General features: G+C 69.5%; 18 protein-coding genes and 1 other RNA gene. 16 read left to right on the top strand and 3 right to left on the bottom strand.

Annotated elements, in window-relative coordinates:
* The first annotated feature begins 18 nt into the window (after positions 1 to 18).
* The 8 genes from mpaA2 (at position 19) to DW298_RS01550 (ending at position 5,979) form a co-directional block, all read left to right on the top strand.
* Entirely contained in the window at positions 19 to 144 is a 126-nt protein-coding gene (gene mpaA2 / locus DW298_RS19690; RefSeq protein WP_258131036.1) for an MpaA2 family daptide-type RiPP, read from the top strand.
* Positions 145 to 179: 35 nt separating this feature from the next.
* The gene (mpaA3, locus tag DW298_RS19765; protein WP_308737017.1) at positions 180 to 299 is read left to right on the top strand and encodes an MpaA3 family daptide-type RiPP; all 120 of its coding nucleotides are present in this window, start codon (positions 180 to 182) and stop codon (positions 297 to 299) included.
* A 64-nt stretch (positions 300 to 363) separates the two neighbouring features.
* Positions 364 to 1,191, top strand: coding sequence for a daptide-type RiPP biosynthesis methyltransferase (gene mpaM, locus DW298_RS01575; RefSeq protein WP_136040755.1), 828 nt, complete (start codon positions 364 to 366; stop codon positions 1,189 to 1,191).
* The gene (gene mpaP, locus DW298_RS01570) at positions 1,172 to 2,851 is read left to right on the top strand and encodes a daptide biosynthesis intramembrane metalloprotease (protein ID WP_342589086.1); all 1,680 of its coding nucleotides are present in this window, start codon (positions 1,172 to 1,174) and stop codon (positions 2,849 to 2,851) included. The genes mpaM and mpaP overlap by 20 nt, the downstream gene beginning before the upstream one ends.
* 13 nt (positions 2,852 to 2,864) lie before the next feature.
* Entirely contained in the window at positions 2,865 to 3,581 is a 717-nt protein-coding gene (locus tag DW298_RS01565; RefSeq protein ID WP_136040751.1) for an ATP-binding cassette domain-containing protein, read from the top strand.
* Entirely contained in the window at positions 3,578 to 4,306 is a 729-nt protein-coding gene (locus DW298_RS01560) for an ABC transporter permease (protein ID WP_136040750.1), read from the top strand. The genes DW298_RS01565 and DW298_RS01560 overlap by 4 nt, the downstream gene beginning before the upstream one ends.
* Entirely contained in the window at positions 4,303 to 5,037 is a 735-nt protein-coding gene (locus DW298_RS01555; protein WP_136040749.1) for a hypothetical protein, read from the top strand. Before DW298_RS01560 ends, DW298_RS01555 begins: the two co-directional genes overlap by 4 nt.
* 51 nt (positions 5,038 to 5,088) lie before the next feature.
* Complete coding sequence (locus DW298_RS01550; protein ID WP_136040748.1) at positions 5,089 to 5,979, top strand: rhodanese-related sulfurtransferase; 891 nt, start codon at positions 5,089 to 5,091, stop codon at positions 5,977 to 5,979.
* Between the two features lie 38 nt (positions 5,980 to 6,017).
* On the opposite strand, the gene DW298_RS01545 is transcribed toward DW298_RS01550, so the two are convergent.
* From DW298_RS01545 to DW298_RS01535, 3 genes are read right to left on the bottom strand one after another with little or no spacing between them, the layout of a single operon-like run.
* Positions 6,018 to 8,315 carry a DUF3488 and transglutaminase-like domain-containing protein gene (locus DW298_RS01545; RefSeq protein WP_240744973.1) on the bottom strand — a complete coding sequence of 766 codons (2,298 nt, stop codon included), beginning with the start codon at positions 8,313 to 8,315 and terminating at the stop codon, positions 6,018 to 6,020.
* Positions 8,272 to 9,462 carry a DUF58 domain-containing protein gene (locus tag DW298_RS01540; protein WP_136040744.1) on the bottom strand — a complete coding sequence of 397 codons (1,191 nt, stop codon included), beginning with the start codon at positions 9,460 to 9,462 and terminating at the stop codon, positions 8,272 to 8,274. The genes DW298_RS01545 and DW298_RS01540 overlap by 44 nt, the downstream gene beginning before the upstream one ends.
* An 11-nt stretch (positions 9,463 to 9,473) precedes the next feature.
* Complete coding sequence (locus DW298_RS01535) at positions 9,474 to 10,463, bottom strand: MoxR family ATPase (protein WP_136040742.1); 990 nt, start codon at positions 10,461 to 10,463, stop codon at positions 9,474 to 9,476.
* 141 nt (positions 10,464 to 10,604) lie between these two features.
* Here DW298_RS01535 and ffs point away from each other — a divergent pair.
* From ffs to DW298_RS01495, 8 genes are all read left to right on the top strand, one after another.
* Positions 10,605 to 10,701, top strand: an RNA gene (gene ffs / locus DW298_RS01530) — signal recognition particle sRNA small type.
* Between the two features lie 64 nt (positions 10,702 to 10,765).
* Positions 10,766 to 11,377, top strand: coding sequence for a rhomboid family intramembrane serine protease (locus tag DW298_RS01525; protein WP_136040739.1), 612 nt, complete (start codon positions 10,766 to 10,768; stop codon positions 11,375 to 11,377).
* Between the two features lie 170 nt (positions 11,378 to 11,547).
* The gene (locus DW298_RS01520; RefSeq protein WP_240744971.1) at positions 11,548 to 12,072 is read left to right on the top strand and encodes a hypothetical protein; all 525 of its coding nucleotides are present in this window, start codon (positions 11,548 to 11,550) and stop codon (positions 12,070 to 12,072) included.
* A gap of 65 nt (positions 12,073 to 12,137) precedes the next feature.
* Positions 12,138 to 14,255: a phosphate acetyltransferase gene (pta, locus tag DW298_RS01515; RefSeq protein WP_136040737.1), complete on the top strand. Its 2,118-nt coding sequence runs from the start codon at positions 12,138 to 12,140 to the stop codon at positions 14,253 to 14,255.
* The gene (locus DW298_RS01510; protein ID WP_136040735.1) at positions 14,252 to 15,472 is read left to right on the top strand and encodes an acetate kinase; all 1,221 of its coding nucleotides are present in this window, start codon (positions 14,252 to 14,254) and stop codon (positions 15,470 to 15,472) included. The genes pta and DW298_RS01510 overlap by 4 nt, the downstream gene beginning before the upstream one ends.
* A gap of 100 nt (positions 15,473 to 15,572) precedes the next feature.
* Positions 15,573 to 16,331: an HAD-IA family hydrolase gene (locus DW298_RS01505; RefSeq protein WP_136040733.1), complete on the top strand. Its 759-nt coding sequence runs from the start codon at positions 15,573 to 15,575 to the stop codon at positions 16,329 to 16,331.
* On the top strand, positions 16,328 to 18,832 hold the full coding sequence (locus DW298_RS01500; protein ID WP_136040731.1) for a glycosyl hydrolase family 65 protein: 2,505 nt from the start codon (positions 16,328 to 16,330) through the stop codon (positions 18,830 to 18,832). The genes DW298_RS01505 and DW298_RS01500 overlap by 4 nt, the downstream gene beginning before the upstream one ends.
* 64 nt (positions 18,833 to 18,896) lie before the next feature.
* On the top strand, positions 18,897 to 20,075 hold a 1,179-nt coding region (locus tag DW298_RS01495), incomplete at its 3' end, for a DNA polymerase III subunit gamma and tau (protein ID WP_136040730.1).

The following is a 20,075-nucleotide window of genomic DNA, read 5'->3' as shown; positions in this document are numbered from 1 at the left end:
AAGAGAAGGGAAGGCAGCATGCAAGCCACAACCCCGAAGCTCGAGTTCACCGAACTCGAGGCTATGGAAGCACTGAACGACGCTGATGACTACATGCGGGGCTTCGCCGTTGGCGTGATCATCGGAATCCTCGCGCTGACGTAGGAGTCGCATTCGCATGTCGACCCAGGAGGTATGAATTGCAGACGAAGTCGCTGGAGTTCCAGGAACTCGAACAGATCGACTCGCCACTCGAATGGTGGGAGCACGCGAGCTACATCATCGCCATCATCGGCGGTGCGGCCGCGATCGCGACCTGACCGAGGGGTGCGGGCGCATCGCGCGCCCGCACCCCATTGCTCCCCGCTGAAAGGCGATTGTTGAATGTCAGGTTTCATCACCGAAGCCATGTCGGCGCGACTGGAGATGGTCGGCGCCGTCCCCCAGGAGCAGGACCTGTACGCGGGCACCGGCACCGACTTCTACGAGCGGCTGGTCGGTTCCGATCGCGCAGAGATTCGAGAAGTGCTAGCGCTTGCAAGAGACACCGCCGGTCCGATCCTCGATGTCGCGGCTGGCAGCGGGAGGCTGACGATCCCGCTGGTGAGATCCGGTAATCGAGTCACCGCCGTCGACCTCTCGGACGACATGCTCGCCCATCTTCGTCGTGCCCTGCCGGACCAGTCGGCATGGGAGTGCGTCGTCGCGGACATGCGCGACTTCTCCCTGGGACGTCGATACGGGCTCGTCATCATCGGCGCGACATCCATCACGTTGCTCGACCGCGTGGGGAGATCGCTTCTCTACGCGAACGTGCAGCGTCACCTCGCGCCCGGAGGGGTGTTCGCCTTCACGGTCGCCGCAGGGGCGTCTGCGCACAGCCTTGCCGTGCCGAGGGAGCAAGAGATCAGGGTCCCCGGTGCAGGCCAAGACGAGATCTATCTCTTCTCGCAGCAGGTGGAACCGGACGGCGCGGCGCGGGTGGTCAACTGGGTCCGTGCCTCTGACCTGACAGACGGGGGAGAAGTCACCGTTCTCACGAGCAGATTGCAGCTTCTCAGCCACGAAGTCCTCTCGAGAGAACTCGTCGAAGCCGGTTTCGACGAGCCCGCTGTATCTCCCGTTCGAACGCACCTCGGCGCGGAGATCCTCCTTCTCAAGACTTCGTGGCCGGCAACCCCGGGGCTGGCGGATGGCGATGTTTCCGACTAGCTCGCTTCGGGGGCGGAAGAGATCCACGCCGACTCCGCTCACTGCAAATGCGTGTCCGCTTCTGTCGTCCGGAGTCACGTTCGTGGGAGCCGACGATGAACCGATGGCGATAGCGGTGCTGCACGGCGTGCCTTCATCCCGGGTCTCGCCGCCGGTCATCGCCCTGCTGTCGGCGATGGACGGCACGACCTCGCTGCAGGATCTGCACCTGCGCTTCGCCGCATCCGAGTCGTCGGAGGCTTTCCTGGAGCTGGTCGAGCGTTTTCGCGCCACGGGGCTGCTCGAGGGCGAAACGAAGCTGCCGCCCGGTCGGCTGACCTATCGGCCTCCGTTCACGCTGCAGATCGCAACGCTTCGCGCGGCCGCCATCTTCGGTCGAGTGGACCGTTTGATCGCGCCCCTCTCACGCCGGGTGATCCTGGTATCCGTTGCCACCCTGCTCTGCCTGGGGTTCGTGGCCGCCATCCTTCAGGCGAGAGAGCTGCTGAATGTCGTCACCACGCCCTTACCCTTGGTGGCGATCGTGGTTCTCGTCGCCGTGCTCGCTTGCCTCACCCTGCTCCATGAGAGCGCCCACGGCCTCACACTCACGCGCTACGGTGGCAGGCCCCGGCGCGCTGGCGTCATGCTCTTCTACCTCGCTCCCGCTTTTTTCGTCGATGTGACGGATGGCTGGCGCCTGGCTCGCCGCCGGCAGCGCGTGGACGTGGCGCTTGCCGGACCGGCCGTACACGCTGTGATCGCCGCGATCGCACTCACGGCGGCACTGGTGGCTCCGCAACCGGTCGTCCGCGAGACCCTGCAGATCCTCGGTCTCTCCTGCACGGCCATCGTTCTCGTCAATCTGATCCCGTTCGTGCGGTTCGACGGGTATATCGCGCTCATGAGTGCGCTGGACGAGCCGAACCTCAGGAATCGGACGATTCGCGACGGAGCGAACTTCCTGACCCGCCTCCTCTTCGGCGGACGACGCATGAGCAAGAGCGTGAACACGTGGTGGAGCGTGCCGTTCGGCCTCGCGAGCCTCATCGCACCGATCGTGCTGGTGCTGTTCGCCGTCACACGCGCGGTCCGATCGCTGGCCGCGGGCGGACCGATTCTCGGGATGTTCGTGGTGGCGCTGGAAGCCGTCGTCGTGCTCGTCGGGATGGGGCTTTTGTGGAGGGCCCTGCACCGGGTGCTCCGGTCGGGCAGGTCGCGGCTGCGGTTCACCTCGGTCTGCGCCGCGCTGGGCGTGAGCATGGTGATCGCCGGAGCCTTGATCTCCGTTCCGATGACCGCCACATTCGGCTTCTCCACAGAAGGCGGCCGAGTGGTCCTTGTCCACGCGAATGGGCAAACGCCGGTGAAGGTACGCGACGGGACCCCTATCGTGCTCTTGAGCAGCGGCATCCTCGGGAGCCGGCCGGTCGGTGAGGGAACGGCAAGACCGCAGCGACCCGAAGCGACGAGGGTGCCGCTCGATGCTCTGGTCCCTGCAACGGCGGAGGGCGTGTCCGTCGCGGCAGTGTCCTTCGCCGAAGTGGATATATCCGACAGAAGCGGGAGTCCTCCCGAGGCCGGGCAGGCGAGGGTCGAGCTCGGCACGTCGAGTCTGTGGGAGTTCCTCTGGGTCACCGGCGTGATTCAGCCGCTGTCGGCCCACCCGAGCGAGAAGTAGGAAGAGGATCAAGATGAACGATCATGCAATCGAAGTCCGAGCACTCACGAAGCGATACGGGAAGCGGACGGCCGTCGAAGCGCTGTCTTTCGCCGTGCCGCGCGGTTCCATCGTCGGTCTGCTCGGGCCCAACGGCGCGGGCAAGTCGACGACTCTGCGCAGCATCGTGGGCCTGCTCGCGCCGACCAGCGGCGACAGCCTCATCGATGGTGCGCCGTTCACCTCACTCGACAACCCCGCATCGCACGTCGGCGTCCACATGGACGGGTTCGGGTTCGAGCTGGGTATCACCGCGAGAAGGCATCTGGAGATATCCCGAGTCGCGGCCGGCGCACCACCCGACCGGGTCGACGAGGTGCTGGAGGTGGTCGGACTCGCATCAGATGCGCGTCGCCGCGTCAAGACCTATTCGACGGGGATGGCCCAGCGGCTCGGACTCGCTGCTGCTCTCATCGGTTCGCCCCGGACTCTCATCCTGGACGAGCCGGCGAACGGGCTGGACCCCGACGGCATCCGGTGGCTCCGGCGGTTCCTCCGCGGCTTCGCGGACAGCGGCGGCACCGTCTTGATCGCCAGTCATCAACTGCCCGAACTGCAACAGGTCGTGGATGAGGTCGTCGTCATCAAGCGGCGCGCGCTGTACGCCGGACGGCTCGGCGACCTCGTGACGAGTGACGGCGACTCGCTCGAGAGCAAGTACTTCGACCTCGTCGAAGGAGCACCCGCATGAGAAGCGCCATTCGAAGCGAAGTGCTCCGTGCCACGAGCGGACTCTCTATTCTGCCGGTGTACTTCATAGCGATCCTCATGCCTCTGTTCGTGCTCTTCTCCGACGGCTCCCGCTTCGATCTTGCCGGCCTCGATGCCGGTGCGGCGACCGTCCGGCTCCTGGAGCCGCTCGCCTGGTCTGCCGTCGCTGCGGCGTTCGTCGGGGCATACGGTGTCACCCGTGAGTACTACTACGGCTCGATGGACCGGACGCTCACCGGAGTCGGCTTCCGTCGAGTGTTCACCGGGAAGCTCGTGGCCGGTGCCCTCGTCGCCGTCGCACTGTCTTCTTGCATCATGGTGCTGTGGACCGTGGGCGTTCATTTCGTCCTGATCCAAGACGGACTGGTGCTCGCGCTCACGACGGATGCCTGGCGCATGTACGCAGGCGCTCTGTTGGGGGCGGTGCTCGGCGCGCTCGTGGGAGGCGCCATCGGCTGGATCACCCGTAACTACTACGTGACTGCGGCACTCGTGCTCGCCGTTCCGATGGCGGTCGAGTTCGCGCTGCTGCGCAACGCGCCCGAGGTGGCGAGGTTCTCGCCCGGGCTGGCTCTCGCCGCGCTGAGCGTCCCCGGATACCAGGACCGACTGCTCGAGTTCGTGCCTGCCCTCGGCGTCGCGCTCGCATGGACTCTCGGCCTCGTCGCACTCGCATGGCACCGACGGCGAAGGGCGGTCGCGTGATCCGGCGGGCTCTCCGAGCACAGGCCCGCAGCTTCAGGTCTGACGTCGTCCTCCTCTGGAGCGCGGTGGCGGCGATCGTGGTGTCGCTCTCCCTTGCGACGACCATCCCGCCGGAGTTCGCGGACGCCCCTGCTGATGCTCGCGAGGCGCTCATCGCGCCTTTCGCGGCCGTGCTCGCGACCTATGGATCAGTTCTCGCCGCTGTCTACGGCTCGTTCCGATACACCGTCGACCGGCGAGATGGTGTCATCGCGCAGCGGCTGATGCTGCAGCCTCGCTGGGCGATCCTCCTCGTCCGGCTGCCCACTTCCGCCCTGGGCGGGGCGGTCGTCGCGCTCGCGGGCGTCGTCGGAGGTCACGTTGCACTCACGATCGCCATGGGCGGCATCCCGGTGCAGTGGTCATCGGTCGGGACCGCCGTCGCGCTCGGTGCTGTCGCCGGCCTCTGGGGTCTCGGGCTGGGGATCGTCATCCAGGCCCATCTGGTGGCGCTGTTCGTCGCCTCCATGTCCATGGCGGTGGCGTTGCTGGTCGCCCCGTTCTGGAGCGTCGGCGCTGCCTACTTCCCGCTGCTCGCGATGCTCGAGGCGTTTCAGTTCGACCTCACCACCGTCGGACTGGCACCGGAAGACGCCCTCGACACCTCCGTGGCCGTGCTGGTGGCAGCAGGGTGGGTGGTGGTGGCGCTCGCGGCCGGTGCCGTCGCGTTCCTGAAGCGCGACGTGAAGTAGCGGCTCTGAGTGAGTTCCACCCACCGCCTATCCCCGACGTAGGATTCCTGGGTGGCAACCCCCAAGATCGTCCTCTTCTATGCGTTCACGCCCCTCGCCGACCCCGACGCCGTGCGCGTCTGGCAGCGCGATCTCGGCGAGGCGCTCGGGCTGCGTGGGCGACTGCTCATCTCGAAGGACGGGATCAACGGCACGCTGGGCGGCGACATCACGGTCCTCAAGAAGTGGCTCCGTTCCTTCCGCTCGTACGCGCCGTTCGCGGACGCCGACATCAAGTGGAGCGAGGGGACCGGCTTGGATGCCGAGGGCCGCAGCCTCGACTTCCCCAAGCTCAGCGTCAAGGTGCGCGACGAGATCGTGTCGTTCGGGGCTCCCGGCGAGCTGCGGGTCGACGAGCACGGCGTCGTCGGCGGAGGGACGCGTCTCACCCCCGAGGAACTGCACGGGCTGATCGAGGAGCGCGGCGACGACGTGGTGTTCTTCGACGGCCGCAACGCCCTCGAGGCGCAGATCGGGCGGTTCCGCGGCGCGGTCGTGCCCGACACCGAGACCACCCGGGATTTCGTGCAGCTCCTCGACTCCGGTGCCTACGACGAGCTCAAGGGCAAGCCCGTGGTCACCTACTGCACCGGCGGGATCCGCTGCGAGGTGTTGTCGAGCCTGATGACGGCTCGCGGCTTCGGCGAGGTCTACCAGCTCGAGGGCGGCATCGTCCGCTACGGCGAGAAGTACGGCGACGACGGCCTCTGGGACGGGTCGCTCTATGTGTTCGACGGCCGGGGCTCGGTCGACTTCTCGGACCATGCCCGCGTCATCGGCGAATGCGTCGGGTGCGGGGCGCCCACTAAGCGCACCGCCAACTGCCCCGACCTCTCGTGCCGCTCGCAGTTCGTGGTGTGCGAGGCCTGCGTCGCCGTGCCCTGCACGGCGCACGCCGCCTGAACGGCACCCTCCAGTCCCCGCCTCGCGGTGCCCCGCCGTCAGACCGCGGCACCCGGCTCGGCGGCCCGTGGCGCGTACAGCGAGCGCGGCAGCAGCGCGGCGCGCACTCGGGTCGGTCGGTCGACGCTGGCGCGCAACTGCCCCAGGACCTGGCGCAGCGGCTCGGAGAGGTCAGTCGATGCCTCACCGGAGCGGGCGTAGTTGGACTGCTCGACGGCATCCGTGAGTCGCCGCATCGCCGCCGCGTCGACGTGACGCTCCCGCACGAGCCCCGCCGCACGCACGCGCGGTGTCTCGGCGTCGGACACGTCCAGCTGCAGGTCGATCAGGGTGTCGCGGAGCTCGGCCCAGGCCGCCGCGGGATCCCCGTCGCGCGCTCGGCTCAGACGACCGCGGCGCTCGACGACGCGGATGAGCGCCGGCAGCAGGAGCAGCACGACGACTCCGAGTGCCGTGAGCAGGACCGGTGTCGTATCCAGGCTGCGCTGTGCACCGCCGTCCGCGGAGTCTCCGCCGGCATCCTCGCGGTCCACTTCCGGCCCCGAGGTCTCCTCGCTCTGCGGGGCCGTGGTGGGCACGGGGACGGAAGGATCTCCGGGCCCGCCGCCCTGCGTCACTCCCGCACGGAACGCGGTCGGCACGCCCAGGGAGGCGGTCGGCTCGAACGGAACCCAGCCGACTCCGGGGAAGAGCACCTCCGGCCAGGAGTGCAGCTGATCGCTGGTCACCGAGAAGACCGACTCCGTGCCGCGCTTCTCGTCGGTGAGCGACCCCGGCAGGTAGCCGACGACGATGCGCACCTGCATCCCCAGGCTCTCGGCCATCAGCGCGAACGCTCCGGCGAAGTGCACGCAGTACCCCTGGCGCGCTTCGAGGAACTGCGCCACGGCGTCGGCGCCGGTGCCGTCGAAGCCCTCCTGCACCGGTGTCTCGAGCGAGTACGCGAACTGCGAGCGGAACCAGTTCTGCAGGGCCACGAGACGGTCGTAGTCGGTGCTCGCGGCCGCGGTCACGTCGGTGGCCGTCTCGGCGATGATGCCCGGCAGCTCCACCGGTTCGGCTTCGGGGTCCACGACGGGTGCGGCCGCGTCGATCGCGCGGATCTGCTCGAGCGTCGGGATCAGCCGGGACGAGGTGACGGTGTAGTCGTTGCCGACGGCATCCGCGCTGCGGGAGAAGAGCGTGCGGTTGTCGGGGGAGACCCGCCACGAGCCGCTGAGACCCTGCACGGCGGTGGCGGGGTACGGCACCGGAAGCCACGAGCTCGACATGCGCAGCACCCGGATGGAGGTGTTCTCCTCCTCTGTCGCGATCTCCTCGCTCCACTCGGGGGCGCCGAAGCCGTCGTCCTGCGACTGCAGGTCGCCCCGGTCCGGCTGCCAGACGCGTCCGTCGAATCGGGAGAGCGTCGTCAGCCGGAGATAGGGCGCCGTGTCGCCGTCCGCCGCCACGGTCAGCACCTCGACCGGGTTCGGCTGACGCAGATCGTCGCCGAGGCGCAGCGACGCGTCGACCGTGACGCCGACGCCGGTGCCGGCCATGCTGGTGGCGACGGGCAGCGCGGGGGCGATGGCGACGGTCGTGGCGAGCGCAGCGGCTCCGAGCGCCACGGCGAGCGAGGTCGACGACCGCCGTGGCGATTCCGGATGCCGGCGCGCGGTGTACCGGAAGAGGAGCAGGGCCATCGCGCCGTAGAGCACGAACCAGACCACGTTGGTGTCACCGAGCGTGATGATCATCGGCACCGCCCCGATGGCTCCGGTCAGCAGCGCCGCCAGCACGGCCGACCGGTGCGCCACGAGGTGATCGAGGAGGATCGCGACGATCGCGAAGCCCGCGCCCATCGTGGCGGCGAGCCCGGGCGAAGCATCCAGCGGTGCGGAACCGAACGCCACCTCCTCGAAGGCGGCGGCTCCGAGAGCCCCGAACACCGTGACGGTGGTGGTCGTCGGGATCACCCCGAAGATGGCGGTGTCACCCGCGACGAGCAGCGTCACGACGCCGATGGCCACGAGGATCTGCGTAAGGAGGGTGCCGGTGTCCTGCAGCCATGCCGCCCGCCGGCGCAGGAGGTGACGCAGCAGCATGCCCGTTCCCGCCACGACGATGACCACGACGAGGACGGTGCCTGACCAGGTTCCCGGAGAGATGACGGACGTGTACGGCCACGTCGCGACGAGTGTCGCCACGGCCGCCAGCGCACCGGGACCCACCACGCCGGTCGGCTCCTCGCGATCGCGATGCCACCGCGGTGCCGTCGGTGCGGGGGCGGCCGCGGTCGGGGGCGACTGCTCAGCGCGGAACATCGCCGACTCCGATCCGCGCCGAGACGGCATCCTCCCACGCCTCGGCGATGTCCCCTCCGAGCTCGACCACCGTCCAGCCGTGCGGGGCGGAGGCCTCGACGGCTCCGGGCAGCAGCTCGGTGCTGAACAGCATGGGCGCGGTGGCTCCGGCCGGGCGCAGCAGCGCGGCATCCTCCTCGTCGAGGCGCCCGGTGATGTAGATCAGCGGGCCCGGAGGCGTCCCGCCGATGAGCGACGCGAGATCCCGGCTCTCACCCCGGGGCGTCACCATCGCCAGCGCCACGAGCAGACCGTCCCGGTCGTCTTCGTGCCCGCGCAGAGCGCCGAGCAGGGTGCCCGCGCCGTCGATCACGTCGACGCTGTAACCCTCGCCCGCGAGATGGATGGCGGAGGATGCGCACAGGGACACGGCGGCTTCGAAGGCCGGATCGGCGTCGACGCCCGGCGCATCCCAGTGGCGGCTGCTGCGATCGAGCACGACGACCGCGTCGGGGCTCGATTCCTCCTCCTCCTGCCGCACCATGAGCTGCCCGCGGTGTGCCGTCGCCCGCCAGTGGATGCGGCGCATCGAGTCGCCGGGGATGTAACCCCGCGGCGACAGGTTGTCGCTGCCCTGCCCGAGCCTCGTCGAGGAGGTGTGCGCGGTTCCGCCGGCGGCCCCGACCCGCACCGCGAGAGGCGCGAGGGCGAAGACCTCGGGCACGACGGTGATGCTGCGGGTGTCGCCGAACGACTGTTCGCGCTGGGCCAGCCCGAACGGATCCACCGTGCGCAGCATGAGTGGTCCCAGCGGCCAGACACCGCGGCGGACCCCGGTGATCAGGTAGCTGAGCTGGCCCGTCTCGGCCGGGTACTCGCCGCCGGAGTCGCCGGTGACGGCGTCGGGCAGCACGTCGTGCCACAGCCCTCGCGGCACGCGGAGAGCGCGCAAGGTGAAGCGCACCGTGACCCGCGAGGTCTCCGACACGGTCAGCAGATCGGTGGAGATCTGACGCGTGACCGTCCCGGATCGGCGGGGGAGGCGGACGGCGAGGAGCGAGAAGAGGGTGAGGGTTGCGAGCAGCACCCCGATGTAGAGCAGGATGCGGGCGCCGAGCACGTTGGCGGCGATCATGCAGCACAGCGCGGCGATGAGCGCACCGGCGCCGCGGCTGGTGAGGGATCGGCGTCGTCGCATGAGGGTCTCGGTCAGGAACGGGTCGCGACGGGCACGCGCACCCGTTCGACGATCTGGCTCAGCGCGGCCTCGACGGGCTGCGCTCCCGCACGGTGGGCGCCGCGCGCGGGAAGCAGGCGGTGCGCCAGCACGGGGATCAGCAGCGCGGTGATGTCATCGGGGATGACGAAGTCTCGTCCGTCGAGGGCGGCCCACACCTTCGCCGCCCGGATCAGTTGCAGCGTCGCCCGGGGGCTCGCCCCGAGGTGGAGGTTCGGGTCGGAGCGGGTCGACTGTGCGAGGGCGACCGTGTACTCCTCGAGCGCAGGAGCCACGTGGACGGAGCGCGCCCACGCGATGAGCTGCGAGATGGATGCCGCATCGGCGACGGGTGTCACCGCGGCCAGCGGGCTCACGACATCGCGCTGGCGGAGCATGAGAGCTTCGGCTGCGGCATCCGGGTAGCCCATCGAGATGCGCATCATGAAGCGGTCGCGCTGCGCTTCGGGCAGGGCGTAGGTGCCCTCCATCTCGAGCGGGTTCTGGGTCGCGACGACCAGGAACGGCTTCGGGAGCAGATGCGTCGCACCGTCGACCGTCACCTGACCTTCCTCCATCGCCTCGAGCAGCGCGGACTGCGTCTTGGGCGAGGAGCGGTTGATCTCGTCGGCGATCACGATGTGGGCGAACACCGCACCGCGCTTGAACTCGAACTCCCGATCGACCGGGTTGTACACCGAGACGCCGGTGACGTCGCCGGGAAGCAGGTCGGGCGTGAACTGGATGCGGCGCACCGTCGCGTCCACGCTCGCAGCGAGTGCGCGCGCGAGCATCGTCTTGCCGACCCCGGGCACGTCTTCGATGAGCAGATGCCCCTCCGCGAGCAGGCAGACGAGAGCGCTGCGCACGGCATCCGGCTTGCCGTCGATGACCTGACCGATGGAGCCGAGGATCGCTGAGGTCTGCGCGGCGAACCGCTCGGCGTCGATCATCACCGGGACCAGGGGGGCGTTCTCGGGCATGCGTTCCCTCTCACATCGGCGCTGCGGTGCGCGTTACTCGATCGTAACCCTGTGGCGGGGGTCTCGCTCTGGCAGGTTCCCCTGAGGATGCGGGGAGTTGCCGACGGTTCAGACCACCCACTGCATCGGGTTAGGATGGTTGACGGCTCTCCGCGTGGCGGCATCCAGGCCAATTCCCCCAGGGCGGAAACGCAGCAAGGGTAACCGGGCTCTGCTGGGTGCGCGGAGAGTCACTTTCTTTTTCTGCGGGTGGTCCGCCCGACGCTCAGTCGCCTCCGGGCTGCACCTGCGACAATCGTCCGGTGACCGTCACCCAGCCGCCGAAGGCGCAGCATCCGCTCGGCCGATTCGCCTCGCCGGTGCTCCTCCTCGTCGCGATGTGGGTCGTGCAGTTCGCCGATGCGATCCTCCCCGGCTCGTTCACCGGCTTCGGGTTGCGGTCCTGGGACATCTCGGGCCTCGGCGGCATCGTGCTCGGTCCGCTCCTGCATGCGAACTGGCAGCATCTCATCGCGAACTCGGTGCCGTTCCTCGTGCTCGGCTGCCTCGTCGCGGTCGAGGGCACGCGTCGGTTTTGGGCGGTCACGGCCATCGTCGCCGTCGTCGGCGGTATCGGCACCTGGGTGTTCAACGCTCCGGGAACTCTGACGGTCGGCGCCTCCGGGCTCGTGTTCGGCTACTTCGGTTACGTCGTGATGCGGGTGTTCGCGCCGGGCCGGGTCGCCCACCGGATCCTCTACGCCGTCATCGCGCTGATCGTGCTCGCCCTGTACGGCGCCACGATGCTGGCCGGAGTGTTCGGCGTCGCCGACGGCATCTCCTGGCAGGGCCATCTCTTCGGTGCGATCGGCGGCGGACTCGCTGCACTGATCGGCCGCCGCCCGCGAACAGAGCGCGGAGCCCTCGCCCCATGACTCCGGGGCGTGCGGCACCTCGTGCGAAGCGCAAGCCCGCGGCGAAGAGGCCCGCGGCCAGGCGCGGGAGCACGCGGAGGCGTCGGAAGCCGGGCGCGCGTCGGCAGGCCGCGATCAGGCTCCGCCGTCGGAAGATCCTGCAGCGCATACTCCTGTCCGTCGGAGCCGTCGTGGTCACCGCCGGGCTTCTCGTGCTCATCCCGCTCGGCCTCGCACACGACCCGGCCCCGATCTGCATCGACGAGCCGCGCACGTTCCCTGCGGCGGGCATCGAGGGATGGAGCGGGGAGCAGCTCGAGAACGCGGCGACGATCGTGCGCACGGCGGCCGGCCTCGGCTTCGACCGCGACGGACAGATCCTCGGGGTGATGACGGCGATGGGCGAGAGCAGCCTCCGCAACATCGACTACGGCGACTGGGAGACGAGCGGGTTCACCAACCCCGACGGCTCGCGCACCACGAGCATCGGACTGTTCCAGCAGCAGGACTGGTGGGGGAGTGCCGAGCAGCGCATGGATCCGGCGGCCGCGGCGACCCTGTTCTTCGACCGGCTCGGCCGGCTTCCCGGCTGGCAGACCATGGCGCCGTCGCACGCGATCCACCGTGTGCAGATCAACATGGATCGCGACTACTACTCGCAGTTCCAGGCGGATGCCACGGCGGTCGTCGACGCACTGTCGGGGCCGTGCGAGTGACGCCGAAGCAATAGTCCCGGTACGACGCCGGGCGGGTTCACGGATGCCGCGCCTAAGCTGAAGCCGTGGCGCAGAGCATCTACATCACCTCGGCCGAAGGCCATACCGGAAAGTCGACGATCGCCCTCGGGGCGCTCGACGCACTGATGCGCGTGTCGCCGCGGGTGGGGGTGTTCCGCCCGATCGCGCGATCCGTCACCGAACGCGACGACATCCTCGAGCTGATGCTGGCGCACGACGGCGTGCAGCTCGACTACGAGGACTGCATCGGCGTCACCTATGACGACGTGCGCAGCGATCCGGAAGCGGCGCTGTCGACGATCGTCGCGCGGTTCAAGGCCGTCGAGGCGCAGTGCGACTCCGTCGTCATCATCGGCAGCGATTACACGGATGTCGCCAGCCCCGCAGAGCTGGGCTTCAACGCACGGATCGCCGCCAACCTCGGCGCCCCGGTGCTGCTCGTCCTCAGCGGTCGCGATCAGCAGCGCCAGGCTGAGCAGCTCGGCACGACGACGGCTCGCGCCGCCGCTGCCGTCGGGCAGATCGCGGAACTGGCGCTGTCCGAGCTCGCGGCAGAGCGCGCCGAGCTGTTCGCGGTCGCCGTGAACCGGGCCGATCCCGACGCACTCGAGGCCATGATCGATGCCGTGCGCGCCGTGCTGCACGACGACCGGACGCCGGTGTGGGCGATTCCGGAGGACCGCGCGCTCGTCGCCCCCTCGATCCGCGGCATCCTCTCGGCCGTCGACGGGGAGCTGCTCAAGGGCGACGACGACCGCCTGGCGGCGGAGGCGCTGACGATCGTGGTCGCGGGGATGTCGATGGTCAACGTGCTGCCGCGGCTCACCGAGGAGGCGGTCGTGGTGATCCCGGCCGACCGCACCGAGGTTCTGCTCGCCGCGCTGCTGGCCGACTCGTCCGGCACGTTCCCGCGCATCGCCGGCATCATCCTGAACGGCCCCTTCCCGCTGCCGGAGCCGATCCTCCAGCTGCTCGACGGATTCGCGTCGACGGTTCCGATCATCACCACCGACCTGGGCACGTACGACACCGCGGTGCGGGTGATGGGAGCCCGCGGCCGGATCTCCGCCGATTCCCGCAGCCGGTACGACCGTGCGCTCGGCCTGTTCCAGGCGCACGTGGACATCGCCGAGCTGACCGAGCAGCTCGGGCTCGCCGAGTCGCGGGTCGTGACGCCGCTGATGTTCCAGTACGGGCTCATTGAACGCGCCAGAGCCGACCGCCGACGCATCGTGCTGCCGGAGGGCGGAGACGACCGCATCCTGCGTGCCACCGCCACTCTGCTGGCCAGAGAGGTCGCCGACCTGACGATCCTGGGCGACGAGGCATCCATCCGCGCTCGCGCCGTCGAGCTCGGCGTCGACATCGCCGCGGCCCAGGTGCTCAGCCCCACCGACCCCGAGCTGGTCGAGCGCTTCGCCGCGGAATATGCGCGACTCCGCGCCCACAAGGGCATCACGCTCGCCCAGGCGGCAGACACCGTGACCGATGTGTCGTACTTCGGCACGATGATGGTGCACCTCGGCCTCGCCGACGGCATGGTCTCCGGCGCCGCGCACACGACAGCGCACACCATCCGCCCGTCCTTCGAGATCATCAAGACCAAGCCGGGGGTGAACGTCGTCTCGAGTGTGTTCCTGATGGCGCTCGCCGACCGCGTGCTCGTGTACGGCGACTGTGCCGTGATCCCCGACCCGACGAGCAGGCAGCTCGCCGACATCGCCATCTCCTCGGCGACGACGGCCCGTCAGTTCGGCATCGACCCGCGCGTGGCGATGCTGTCGTACTCGACGGGCGAGTCCGGCACCGGCGCCGACGTCGACAAGGTGCGCGCCGCGACCGCCCTCGTGCGTGAGCGGGCGCCCGAGCTGCCGGTGGAGGGCCCGATCCAGTACGACGCGGCAGCGGATGCGGCGGTCGCGAAGGCCAAGCTCCCCGATTCGGCCGTGGCCGGGCGCGCGACGGTGTTCGTGTTCCCCGACCTCAACACGGGCAACAACACCTACAAGGCGGTGCAGCGCTCGGCCGGAGCCGTCGCCATCGGGCCGGTGCTGCAGGGACTCAACAAGCCCATCAACGACCTGTCCCGCGGCGCGCTGGTCGCCGACATCGTCAACACCGTCGCGATCACCGCGATCCAGGCGCAGGGAGATTCGGCATGAGCGCGATCCTGGTCATCAACAGCGGGTCGTCGTCGCTGAAGTACAGCCTGATCGACATCGAGCAGGAGAACCTCCTGGCGAGCGGTCTCATCGAGCGCATCGGCCAGGACGCCAGTCCCGTCGCGCACACCGTCCGCCCGGAGACCGACGGGACGGCCATGCCGACGATGCTCGATGCGACCTACCGCGATGAGCGCCCGATCGCCGATCACGCCGCCGCCTTCGAGATCATGCGCGAGCAGTTCGCCGCGCACGGCCCGTCGCTCGAGGAGCATCGCCCGGTCGCCGTCGGACACCGCGTGGTGCACGGCGGCGCCCGCTTCTACGCCCCGACGCTGATCGACGCCGATGTGGAGCGGCAGATCGACGAGCTCGCGGTGCTCGCGCCGCTGCACAACCCCGCGAACCTGGCCGGCATCCGCGCCGCTCGCGCCGTGTTCGATCAGGTGCCGCACGTCGCCGTGTTCGACACCGCTTTCCACCAGACGCTCCCGCCCGCCGCGTACACCTACGCGATCGATGCCGCGCTCGCCGCGGAGCACCGGGTGCGCCGCTACGGCTTCCACGGCACGAGCCACCAGTACGTGAGCGAGGCCGCGGCAGCGTTCCTCGGCCGCGACCTCGGCAGCCTCCGTCAGCTCGTGTTCCACCTCGGCAACGGGGCGTCCGTGACGGCCATCGACGGCGGTCGCTCGGTCGAGACCTCGATGGGACTCACCCCGCTCGAGGGTCTGGTCATGGGCACCCGCTCGGGCGACCTCGACCCCGCGGCGCTCGTGCACCTGTCGCGTCGTGCCGGCCTCTCGATCGACGACCTCGACTCGCTGCTCAACACCCGCAGCGGCCTCGCCGGTCTCGCCGGGCGCAGCGACATGCGCGACATCCTCGCCGGAGTGGAGGCGGGAGACGACGCGGCGATGCTGGCCTTCGACGTGTACGTGCACCGCCTGCGCGCCTACGCCGGCGCGTACATCGCGCAGCTCGGGGGAGTGGATGTCATCTCCTTCACCGCCGGCGTCGGCGAGAACGCGGCGGCGGTGCGGGCGGCCGCGATGGCGACCCTCGGATTCGCCGGTGTGGAGCTGGATGCCGCTCGCAACGAGGCCAGGGAGCGGGGCATCCGTCGCATCTCCACGAATTCCTCTCCGGTGGCGGTGCTCGTGGTGCCCACCGACGAGGAACTGCAGATCGCGCGCCAGACGGCCGAACTGCTCTGATCGGCCCGCCGGGGTTACCTCCCGGCGCGCCACAGCATTACGCTTGCACAGTGGCACGGAGCGGTGCCGGCCCGACGATCGCCCTTCTCCTGGAGGCTCTGTGCCAGAAGCACTGCCCGACCTGTTCCACGCCGAAGGCGTACTGTTCGACCTCGACGGCGTGCTCACCCCGACCGCCGAGGTGCACATGCGGGCCTGGAAGGTCGTGTTCGACGACGTGTTCGCCCGCTGGGGGATCACGCCGCCCTACACCGACGCCGATTACTACGACTACGTCGATGGTAAGAAGCGCTACGACGGAGTGGCGAGTCTGCTGCACAGCCGCAACGTCGAAGTGCCCTGGGGCGCGGTCGACGACGACCCCTCGGCCGAGACCATCTGCGGGATCGGCAACCGCAAGAACGCCGCTTTCGCGGAGTCGCTGCGCGGGCAGGGGATAGCGCCGTACCCGGGCTCGCTCGCCCTCGTCGAGGCTCTGCATGCCGCGGGTATCCCGCTCGGTGTGGTGTCGAGCTCCAAGAACGCCGAGGAGGTGCTGGCCGCCGCCGGCATCCGCTCCTTCTTCCGGGTCGTCGTGGACGGTGTCGTGGCCGAGCGTGACGGCCTCGCCTCGAAGCCCGCAGCCGACATGTTCGCCGCCGGTGCCACAGCCCTCGGAGTGGATCCGGCCCGCTCCGTCGCCGTGGAGGATGCCACCTCCGGTGCCGCTTCCGCCGCCGCAGCAGGCTATGCGTCCGTGATCGGTGTCGACCGGGGAACCGGAGCCGACGCCCTCCGAGCCGCCGGCGCGACCGTCGTCGTCGACGATCTGGCCGTGTTCGCCCCCGATTCCCGCACCGACACCCCGGAGACCGCATGATCGACCGCGACCGCTTCCCCGTCGACCCGTGGCGTCTGATCGACACGCACTACTCGGAGGAGGGCGTCGGCGAGACGTTGTTCTCCGTCGGCAACGGCTACCTGGGCCTGCGCGGCAACCACATCGAGGGTCGCGGCGCCCAGGAGCACGGCACGTTCATCAACGGGCTCCACGAGACCTGGCCGATCCGCCACGCCGAGCAGGCCTACGGCTTCGCCGAGGTCGGGCAGACGATCGTCAACGCCCCCGACGCCAAGGTCATGCGCGTCTACGTCGACGACGAGCCCATCTCGCTCGACGACGCCGATGTGCGCGAGTACCGCCGCACGCTCGACCTGCGCACCGGGGTCCTCGAGCGTCACGTCGTCTGGGAGACTCCGTCGGGCAAGCGCGTCCGGATGCGCGACGAGCGCATCGTGAGCTTCGAGGAGCGGCACCTCGCGGTGCTGCGGCTCGAGGTCGTCGTCGAGAACGCCGACGCGCCGGTCACGATCAGCTGCCAGCTGCTGAACCGCCAGGACGGCGCGGGCGTGTACGCCGGCACTCCGATCGGAACCAAAGCGGCGTTCGACCCCCGCAAGGCCGAGAAGATCGCCGACCGCGTGCTGGAGCCCGCCGAGCACTGGCAGGACGGGATGCGCTCCGCGCTGTCATACCGCGTCGCGGACTCCGGGATGACGGTCGCCGTCGTGGCCGACCACGTGGTCGAGACCGAGAACGAGTACAACGCCCGCACGCTCGTGGAGCCCGACATCGCGAAGAACGTGTTCCGGGTGCAGGCCAAGGCCGGTGTTCCCATCACGGTCACGAAGCTGGTCAGCTACCACACCTCCCGAGGCGTGCCGCCGCGCGAGCTCGTCGACCGCTGCCGTCGTTCGCTCGACCGCGCGGCCGCTGAGGGTGTCGAGACCGTCTTCCAGCGTCAGCGGGCCTGGCTCGATGCGTTCTGGGAGCGCAGCGACGTGCAGATCGGCGGCCGCGACGACCTGCAGCAGGCCACCCGCTGGTGCCTGTTCCAGCTCGCTCAGGCCTCCGCCCGCGCAGACGGCGCCGGCGTCCCGGCGAAGGGCGTCTCCGGTTCCGGCTACAGCGGACACTACTTCTGGGACACCGAGATCTACGTGCTCCCGTTCCTCACCTACACGTCGCCGCGGTGGGCGTACAACGCACTGCGGGCGCGGGTGAAGATGCTCCCCGCTGCGCGTCGCCGGGCTGCACAGCTCAACGAGGCGGGGGCGCTCTTCCCGTGGCGCACCATCAACGGCGAGGAGGCATCCGCGTACTACGCGGCCGGCACCGCGCAGTACCACATCAACGCCGACATCAGCTTCGCGCTCGGCAAGTACGTGCGCGCGACCGGTGACGAGGAGTTCCTGCGGCGCGAGGGCGCCGACATCGCGATCGAGACGGCCCGGCTGTGGGCGACCCTCGGATTCTGGCGTGCCTCGCGGCTGGTGGAGGAGACGGATGCCGGCGACGGGATCGAGACCTTCCACATCCACGGCGTCACGGGGCCGGACGAGTACACCACGGTCGTCAACGACAACCTGTACACGAACGTCATGGCACGCTACAACCTCCGTTACGCAGCCAAGATCGTCCGCGAGATCCGGGAGAACCACCCCGAAGACTACGTGAAGCTCGTCGATCGAACGGGGCTCGGCGTCGGCGAGGCCGAGGCGTGGGACCGCGCGGCGGAGGCGATGTACATCCCCTACAGCGAGGGCCTCGGCATCCATCCGCAGGATTCGCTGTTCCTCGAGCGCGAGGTCTGGGATCTCGCCAACACTCCCGCCGAGCAGCGACCGCTGCTGCTGCACTTCCACCCGCTGGTGATCTACCGGTTCCAGGTGCTCAAGCAGGCGGATGTCGTGCTGGCGCTGTTCCTGCAGGGCAACCACTTCTCGCCCGAGGAGAAGAAGGCCGACTTCGACTACTACGATCCGCTGACCACGGGCGACTCGACGCTCTCGGCGGTCGTGCAGTCGATCCTCGCCGCCGAGGTGGGGTACCAGGATCTCGCGCAGAGATACTTCGAGCAGTCGCTGTTCGTCGACCTGCACGACCTGCACCACAACGCGGCCGACGGCGTGCACGTGGCCTCCGCCGGGGGAGTGTGGACGGCGCTGGTGTGCGGCTTCGGCGGCATGCGCGACTATGCCGGCGACCTGAGTTTCGACCCACGGCTGCCGGCCGACTGGCCGTCGCTGTCCTTCCCGCTGCAGTGGCAGGGATCCACGCTGCAGGTGACGGTCACCAAGGACGAGCTGCGCGTGCAGGTGCGCAGCGGCCCTCCGGTGCCTTTCAGCGTGCGGGACACCGCGTACTTCGCGACGGTAGAGGACGAGGTCGTGGTGCCTCTGGCGGATCAGGGTCCGCTGATCCCCGGGCGCCCGACGCTGCGTCAGTTCGCCGACGCCCGTCGCGAGGACGGCACGCGGATGTCGGCATCCGTCCCGGTGATCACCACGGCCATTCCGGTGATCGAGTCGATCGACTGACGCGTCGGAGGACCGGGGAGTCGCCGACCCGCCGAAGGTCGGTGGCACGCCGTAGGCTGTTGAGGTGACCACAGCCCTCTACCGCCGCTACCGACCCGAGACGTTCGGCGAGATGATCGGGCAGTCCCAGGTGACCGACCCGCTCATGACGGCGCTGCGCGGCGATCGGGTCGGCCACGCGTACCTGTTCTCCGGCCCTCGCGGCTGCGGCAAGACGACTTCGGCGCGCATCCTGGCGCGCTGCCTGAACTGCGCCGAAGGGCCGACCGACGTGCCCTGCGGCGTCTGCCCGAGCTGCGTCGAGCTGTCGCGCGCCGGCGGCGGATCCCTCGACGTCGTCGAGATCGACGCGGCCAGCCACAACGGCGTCGACGACGCCCGCGACCTGCGCGAGCGGGCCACCTTTGCCCCCAGCCGCGACCGGTACAAGATCTTCATCCTCGACGAGGCGCACATGGTCACCCCGCAGGGGTTCAACGCGCTGCTCAAGCTCGTGGAAGAGCCGCCGGAGCACGTCAAGTTCATCTTCGCGACGACCGAGCCCGAGAAGGTCCTCGGCACGATCCGCTCCCGCACGCACCACTACCCGTTCCGTCTGGTGCCGCCGGCAGCGATGCTCGAGTACGTCGAGAAGCTCTGCGCCGAAGAGGGCGTGATCGTCGAGCAGGGTGTGCTGCCGCTCGTCGTCCGCGCCGGTGGCGGCTCTCCCCGAGACACGCTCTCGCTGCTCGACCAGCTCATCGCCGGGTCCGACGCGCCAGCCGGCTCCGAGACCGTGACGGTCGGCTATGCACGCGCCGTCTCTCTGCTCGGATACACGCACGGCGCCCTCCTCGACGAGATCGTCGACGCGCTCGCCGCCGGAGACGCCGCGGCCGCGTTCCCCGCGATCGACCGCGTCGTGCAGACCGGTCAAGACCCACGGCGCTTCGTCGACGACCTGCTCGAACGGCTGCGCGACCTGATCGTCATCGCGGCCGTCGGAGCCGGTGCTTCGGCTGTCCTGCGCGGCATCGCCGAAGACGACCTGCAGCGCATGCGCGGCCAGGCAGAGGTCTTCGGCGCCGCGCGTCTCTCGCGCACCGCCGACGTGGTGAGTGCGGCCCTCGACGACATGTCGGGGGCGACGTCTCCGCGCCTGCACCTCGAGCTCATGGTGGCGCGCGTCCTCGCCGGCGCGACGGATGCTGCCGCTGCGGCGCCGACGGCTCCCGCTGCCGAGCGGACAGCAGCGCCCGCGCGG

It is taken from the genome of Microbacterium sp. A20, from assembly GCF_004794515.1.
Taxonomy (GTDB): Bacteria; Actinomycetota; Actinomycetes; order Actinomycetales; family Microbacteriaceae; genus Microbacterium.
This window is presented reverse-complemented; position numbering and strand designations above follow the sequence as displayed.

What these genes read in the sequence shown, in the direction of transcription:
- mpaP (WP_342589086.1), top strand. Translation starts at nt 1,172, where the DNA reads ATGGCGATGTTTCCGACTAGCTCGCTTCGGGGGCGGAAGAGATCCACG.
- DW298_RS01510 (WP_136040735.1), top strand. Translation starts at nt 14,252, where the DNA reads ATGAGCGCGATCCTGGTCATCAACAGCGGGTCGTCGTCGCTGAAGTAC.
- DW298_RS01500 (WP_136040731.1), top strand. Translation starts at nt 16,328, where the DNA reads ATGATCGACCGCGACCGCTTCCCCGTCGACCCGTGGCGTCTGATCGAC.
- DW298_RS01535 (WP_136040742.1), bottom strand. Translation starts at nt 10,463, where the DNA reads ATGCCCGAGAACGCCCCCCTGGTCCCGGTGATGATCGACGCCGAGCGG.
- DW298_RS01560 (WP_136040750.1), top strand. Translation starts at nt 3,578, where the DNA reads ATGAGAAGCGCCATTCGAAGCGAAGTGCTCCGTGCCACGAGCGGACTC.
- DW298_RS01545 (WP_240744973.1), bottom strand. Translation starts at nt 8,315, where the DNA reads ATGCCGTCTCGGCGCGGATCGGAGTCGGCGATGTTCCGCGCTGAGCAG.
- mpaM (WP_136040755.1), top strand. Translation starts at nt 364, where the DNA reads ATGTCAGGTTTCATCACCGAAGCCATGTCGGCGCGACTGGAGATGGTC.
- mpaA2 (WP_258131036.1), top strand. Translation starts at nt 19, where the DNA reads ATGCAAGCCACAACCCCGAAGCTCGAGTTCACCGAACTCGAGGCTATG.
- DW298_RS01565 (WP_136040751.1), top strand. Translation starts at nt 2,865, where the DNA reads ATGAACGATCATGCAATCGAAGTCCGAGCACTCACGAAGCGATACGGG.
- DW298_RS01540 (WP_136040744.1), bottom strand. Translation starts at nt 9,462, where the DNA reads ATGCGACGACGCCGATCCCTCACCAGCCGCGGCGCCGGTGCGCTCATC.